At 61.3% G+C, this 6724-nt stretch carries 2 protein-coding genes and 1 pseudogene; 2 read left to right on the top strand and 1 reads right to left on the bottom strand.

The window, feature by feature from the left end; all coding sequences use genetic code 11:
• Nucleotides 1-79 precede the first annotated feature (79 nt).
• Nucleotides 80-1450, top strand: a complete 1371-nt coding sequence (locus NCT05_RS22715) for a GntP family permease (RefSeq protein WP_250503212.1) — start codon at nucleotides 80-82, stop codon at nucleotides 1448-1450.
• A 341-nt stretch (nucleotides 1451-1791) separates the two neighbouring features.
• On the opposite strand, the pseudogene NCT05_RS22710 reads toward NCT05_RS22715, so the two are convergent.
• Nucleotides 1792-2838: pseudogene (locus NCT05_RS22710) on the bottom strand (glycosyltransferase family 4 protein); the annotation flags it as partial.
• Between the two features lie 897 nt (nucleotides 2839-3735).
• Between NCT05_RS22710 and NCT05_RS22705 the strand changes: the two are divergent.
• Nucleotides 3736-6513, top strand: a complete 2778-nt coding sequence (locus tag NCT05_RS22705) for an ATP-dependent Clp protease ATP-binding subunit (RefSeq protein WP_250503211.1) — start codon at nucleotides 3736-3738, stop codon at nucleotides 6511-6513.
• The last annotated feature ends 211 nt before the right edge of the window (nucleotides 6514-6724 follow it).

Here is a 6724-nt window from a genome sequence, read left to right as displayed (position 1 = left end):
CGAGGTCGTCGTCACGCTCCTACAGCCTTATCTGCAGCCCGATAATTATTAAAGGTAATTACGGGATGTTGTACTAGATATCGATTTGTTGCTGACCGCGCTGATCAGCGTGGTGCTGCTTGTCGCGCTCATCGTGTCGCGCATCAAGATGCATCCGCTTCTCGCTTTGCTCGTCGTTTCAATCGGCGTAGGGTTCGCAACCGGCATGGAGCCGGGAAGCATCGTCAAGCATCTGACCAACGGCGCGGGCAAGACGTTGGGCGCGGTGGGCGTCGTCATCGCGCTGGGTGCGATGCTCGGCAAAATCCTCGCGGATGCGGGCATTACCGAGCAGATTGCCGAGGCCATTCTGAGGCGCGCCTCCGACCGTATGATTCCCTGGGCGATGACCCTCGTGGCTTTCGTGGTCGGCATTCCGATGTTCTTCGAAGTGGGGCTGGTCGTCATGCTTCCCTTGATCTTCAGCGTAGCGCGCAAGCTGGAAAGCCATGCCCGGTTCAAGGGCTCGGCCTATGTGTACGTCGGCGTGCCCGTGATTTCGGCTCTTGCCGCGATGCACGGCATGGTGCCGCCCCATCCGGGTCCTTTGACGGCTATCGCCACGCTCAAGACTTCGGTGGGGCCGACCATGCTGTACGGCTTTCTGGCGGCCATTCCCGCGATGATTCTGGGCGGCCCGCTCTATGGCGCGTTCATCTCGCCGCGCATGAGCACCAGGCCCGATCAGGCCTTGCTGGACCAGTTCACCGTCGTCGAACAGTCCGACAATGGCCACCGCGCGGGGGTCGGTCTCGGCGTGCTGGCGGCCCTGTTGCCCGCCATCCTGATGCTGGTTCATGCGGTGGCGGAGATGGTGTTGCCGAAGAACGCACCGATGCTGCACGTTGCCAGCTTCCTCGGCAATCCGCTGATAGCCATGCTGCTGGGCGTACTTTTCGCAGTTGCGGCGCTGGTCCTCGCCCGGGGCGGCGATGCCGAAAAGCTGCGTCACGCGCTCGGCAACAGCCTCAAGCCGATTGCTTCCATCATCATGATCATCGCCGGCGGCGGCGCGTTTCAGGAAATGCTGACCAGTGCGAAGGTGGGTGAGGCGATCGTGCATCTGACGCAGCACTTCGCTTTTCCCCCGCTGATCCTCGGATGGCTGATCGCGATGTTGCTGTCCGTGTCTACCGGATCGGCGACGGTGGGAATCGTCGGCGCGGCGGGTCTGCTGGCTCCGCTGGCCGGCGCCGATCGGAGCCTTAACCTGCCTTTGCTGGCCTTGTCCATCGGCTGCGGTTCGCTGTTCTTCAACTATGCGAACCACGCCGGCTTCTGGATGGTGAAGGAATCGTTCGGCATGACGATGGGCGAAGCCACCAAAACGATCTCGGTGGTTCAATCCATCGTGGCTGTGGTTGGCCTGGTGATGGCGCTGATCTTCAACGCGGCAGTCCACGTTGGCTGAACTGCAGGGAACACGCCGGCAATCAGTCATCGGAGCGCTGACGACTCCAGACGAAGCGCGTGATCACCGCGCGTGCGCAGCTTCGTGACGGCCACGGCTACAACCGTGCCCAAAGCCCAGCCTAGGGTGGCCAAGCTGCCTAGGCCTCGCAGAATGGCAAGGGCGAAGGTCCAAGGATTGTCGCTGCCGATGTTCGGACCGCCGAAGCGAGCGCGTTGAAACTTTCGTTGCGGCACAGGCTCGTTGTCGTCGATGGTTTCGCAAGTCAGTGCGTCGCTTCGCTTACGGTCGGCATTCCAATGGTTCCGTCTTCCGTCCATCGCGCACCTCGGCGATTCCCAACGCGGCACGGGGCGCTTGGCGGCGTGCAGCATCGACGTATAGGCATCGACATAATTCTGCGCCATCCTGCTGGCGCTGAAGCGGCGCTCGAATTGCGCGCGGACGCGGGCGCGCGACAGCTCGTCGATCCGATGCAGTGCGCCGACCGCGTCTTGCACGTCTTCGCAGATGAAACCGGTCACGCCATGATCGATCACCTCGGGCACCGCTCCGCGCTTGAACGCAATCACCGGCGTCCCGCACGCCATCGATTCGATCATCACCAGGCCGAACGGCTCGTTCCAGTCGATCGGAAACAGTAGCGCCTTCGCACCCGACAGAAAATCCGGCTTCCGCGTTTCGCTGATTTCACCGATGAATTCGACGTGCGCCTGCGAAAGCAGCGGCTCAATCGTCGACGCGAAATACTTCTCATCAGCCTTGTCGACCTTCGCCGCAATCTTCAGCGGCAAGCCGCTTCGCGCCGCGATTTCGATGGCGAGATCGGCACGCTTTTGCGGGCTGATGCGGCCGAGGAACGCCAGATATTCCGGCTTCTTGTGCGGCTGCGGCGTGAGCAGGCCGTCCGGCAAGCCGTGATACACCGTCTTCAGCCAGTTTGCGCGCGGCAAGGGGCTACGCTGGTCGTCCGAGATCGAGATGATGTTCGCGTGCGTGAACGTCGCGAAGATCGCGCGCAGCTCGGGCAGATCGAGACGGCCGTGCAGCGTCGTGACGAACGGCGTATCGCTTTGAGAGAACAGCGGGAACGGCAGGTACTCGAGATGGAAGTGCAAGACGTCGAACTCATGCGCGCGGCGGCGAACGGTTTCGAGCAGCAGCATGTGCGGGGCAAGCGAATCGCGGATGCCCGGATCGAGCCGCAGCGCGCGCGGCCAGGCTGGTTCGAGCCTCGCGCGGGTCTGCGAATCGCCGCTTGCGAACAAGGTCACATCGTGGCCGAGGTCGACGAGTGCATCTGTCAGATACGACACCACGCGCTCAGTGCCGCCGTATAACTTCGGGGGAACCGCTTCGTGCAACGGTGCGATTTGTGCGATTCGCATAGGTTGGTTCTCCAGTGCGGCCCGCCTGCGGATTCGTGCAACGCGAGTGCTCAGACATGCTCGCGACGCTCGCACCCATCCCTGCGGGACGTCCCCTCTCATGCAGACCGGCACCTTGCAGACAGCTTCTGGTATTGCTGGTTGAATCCGGACAATCTATCGCCATCCTAAACAGTGAGTGCCAACGCCGCGCATTATTCGTGACGGTGCGTGATGAAATCGGCAGCTATCGGCGTGCCCGATTCATGTCGACAGAGTCGGCTCGCGGATGAGCATCGAGATTCGGTGCGATTGGTACGGCTATCTAATCGATGCGTGGCGCGCGACGTGTAATCGCGTAATCGCGGAGAACTTGCACTTGGCTGCAGATGTTGCAACAGCGGCTAGGTTCACGAGCCGGAAGGGTCGCCATTCGGTCAGTTGACGCGCACGCATAGTCTGCATCGGTGATGCCTCGTCATGAGCACCTGTCCAGGACGACGAAGCGCACCGATCTGGTGACGGGCCGCGGATCAGACACAGAGACGAGCCGTTTCGCGAAACGCTCACATCGCGTAGCACACGGAGATGCTTCCCCTGGCGTGGACACCAATGCAGAGCCACCGGCCACCCGTTGCCCGTGGTCGCGATGATTCAACGCGAAAAGAAGATCGGTGCAAGAGAGCAGGCATTTAACGGAACGTCGAATGCTGTCCGATACCACCGCTCACTCACGATGAACGTTAGCGATGAGTCAGGCATCCGTTTCATCGCGGCCGGCGAATTAGCCGACACGCCGCACGGAGGAACACGTTCGAAAGAGACTTGTCAGGAGATGCCCCTCGACACCCGGCGGTTCGAAAGAACTCAGCGCTGTGCGCCATAGGTATCGAATCGCCCCAACCGGAGACGATTGATATGCCAGCCCTTTGCGAGATTTGTCATGCCCGTCCGGCGGTTGCGCAGGTAACCGTCGTGCAGAACGGCCGCCGCAAATCGATGTCGATTTGCGAGTACGACTATCGCCAGTTGATGCGGCATCAAACCATGCTGAATCCTTTCGATTCCTTACTGGGCGGCGGAGGTCTGTCGCGTCTGATGGGTGACACGGACGGCACTGGCGAGGAAGACGAGGACGATATCGTCGCTTCGGTGCCGCGCGAGTCCGTCGACGTGACCGATGCCTTCAGCGAGCAGACGATGGAACTTCTGCAACGCGCCGCCGAAAAGGCGCACGAATTGCAGAAGACGGAACTCGACACCGAGCAGGTGCTTTACGTGCTGGCCGACATGGACGTCGTGCAGGCGCTCTTCAAGGAGTTGAAGCTTTCTGCCGACGACATCCGCCGCTATATCGACGAGCACGCGCAAAAGGGCAAAGCCGCGCCCGATACGCCGGTCGAAAAGATGACGATTTCGCCGCGCTTGAAGAAGGCTTTTCAGTACGCGTTCCAGGCCTCGCGAGAACTCGGCCATTCCTATGTCGGTCCCGAGCATGTGCTGATAGGGCTTGCGTCCGTGACCGACAGCATCGCCGGGGGGCTCCTCCGAAAGTACGGCGTCACGCCCGAGGCGCTTCGCCAGAAAGTGGTGAAGGTCGTGGGCAAGGGTGCGGAAGACGGCCGCGTCGATACGCCGACCGGCACGCCGACGCTCGACAAGTTCGGCCGCGATCTCACCGCGATGGCGCGCGCAGGCAAACTCGACCCGGTGCTCGGACGCGCACAAGAAATCGAAAGTACCATCGAGGTGCTCGCGAGGCGCAAGAAGAATAATCCTGTGTTGATCGGCGAGCCGGGTGTGGGCAAGACTGCGATCGTCGAAGGGCTGGCACAGCGCATCGTGAACGACGACGTGCCCGAAGACTTGCGCAACAAGCGGCTCATCGAGATCAACATCAATTCGATGGTCGCGGGCGCGAAGTATCGCGGCGAATTCGAAGAGCGCGCAAAGCAGGTGATCGACGAGATCACTTCGAAGCAGGATGAACTCATCGTGTTCATCGACGAGTTGCACACGATAGTCGGCGCGGGTCAGGGCGGCGGCGAGGGCGGACTCGACATCGCGAACGTGCTGAAGCCGGCGCTCGCGCGCGGCGAGCTGAGTTTGATCGGCGCGACGACACTCAACGAATACCAGAAGCACATCGAGAAGGATGCGGCGCTCGAGCGGCGCTTTCAGCCGGTGCTCGTGCCGGAGCCGACGGTCGAGCAAACCATCGTCATTTTGCGCGGCTTGCGCGACAAACTCGAAGCGCACCATCAGGTCACTTTCGCCGATGAAGCGTTCGTCGCAGCAGCGGAGTTGTCGGACCGCTACATCACATCGCGTTATTTGCCCGACAAGGCTATCGATCTCATCGATCAGGCTGCGGCGCGCGTGCGAATCGGCTCGAAGTCGCGCCCGCCCGAAATGCAGGAGCTGGAAGCGGAAATCGCCCAGTCGAAGCGCGAGCAGGCCTATGCCTCGTCGCGCAAGCGTTTCGATGAAGCGAAGAACTTCGAGGAACGCATCAACGAGAAGCAGACGAAGCTCGACGACCTGACCGAGGCATGGCAGCGCAAGACCGGATCGGAGACGCTCGAAGTGACGGTTGCAGCGGTCGCGGAAGTGGTCTCGCGTCTCACCGGCATTCCCGTCACCGAACTCACGCAGGAAGAACGCGAAAGACTGCTCGAGATGGAGAGCAAGCTGCGCGAACGCGTGATCGGTCAGGACGAAGCCGTGGTCGCGGTGAGCGATGCGGTGCGGCTGTCACGCGCGGGCATGGGGCAAGCGCACCGGCCCATCGCGACGTTCCTGTTCCTGGGACCGACGGGCGTCGGCAAGACCGAGCTTGCGAAGGCGCTAGCGGAGACCGTGTTCGGTGACGAGCAGGCGGTGATCCGCATCGACATGTCCGAGTACATGGAGCGCCACGCAGTCGCGCGGCTGATCGGCGCGCCGCCGGGATACGTCGGCTATGACGAAGGGGGACAGCTGACCGAACGCGTGCGCCGCCGTCCCTACTGCGTGATCTTGCTCGACGAAATCGAGAAGGCGCATCCCGATGTGAACAATGTGCTGCTGCAAGTATTCGACGATGGCCGCCTCACCGATGGCAAGGGCCGCGTCGTCGACTTCAGCAACACCGTCATCATCTCGACCAGCAATCTTGGCGCGTCCATCATCATGGACAACCTCGAGAGAACCGAGAAGGACCGCGACACCGAGGCAGCCATGCGCGAGAAGCTCATGGACGTGCTGAAAGGCCACTTTCGCCCCGAGTTCCTGAATCGCATCGACGAAATCATCGTGTTCCACGGGCTTTCGCGCGAGAACATCCGCTCGATCGTGCAGATACAGCTGGACCGCGTCGCGCGCACGGCGGCGGCTCAGGACATCAAGCTCAGGGTGCAGGACTCGGTCATCGATCATCTTGCCGATGTGGGTTATCGGCCCGAATTCGGCGCACGCGAACTGAAACGCCAGATCCGCCAGCAACTGGAGACCCGGCTCGCGAAGGAGATTCTCGGCGGCAAGCTCGCTCCGGGCGACACGGTAGACGTGAGCTACGACAAGGACAAGGACGCGATCACGTTCGCCAAGGTCGAGGGCGAAGCGAAGCCGAAACAAAACAAGTCCGGTCCAGCGAGCAAGAAGAACGGGGCAAAGTCGGCGGAACGCAGCAAGGAGTCGGCCAAGAGCGAACATTGAACGCGGCCGTTGCCAATGCCGTCCGAAGCGCGCACGGTCGGGTTCGACCGGGCGCCCCGCGGCACGTACGGATAGACGATTCGCTAGCTGTCGCAATTCCAAGTACGACATTTGAATTGAGCCTCGGCATCAATTGTCAAAGCAAAATTGAAATGTCGTACCACCGGCTAAATACAGATGTCGTGTTTTTGATGTGTGATTGGCTCTGTTT

The organism is Caballeronia sp. AZ7_KS35 (assembly GCF_023631045.1).
Classification (GTDB): domain Bacteria; phylum Pseudomonadota; class Gammaproteobacteria; order Burkholderiales; family Burkholderiaceae; genus Caballeronia; species Caballeronia zhejiangensis.
The sequence above is the reverse complement of the archived record's forward strand: the minus strand, read 5'-3'. Positions and strand labels throughout refer to the sequence as shown.

Excerpts from the sequence above, each read along its gene's own strand:
- NCT05_RS22705 (WP_250503211.1), top strand. The coding sequence starts at position 3,736 with ATGCCAGCCCTTTGCGAGATTTGTCATGCCCGTCCGGCGGTTGCGCAG.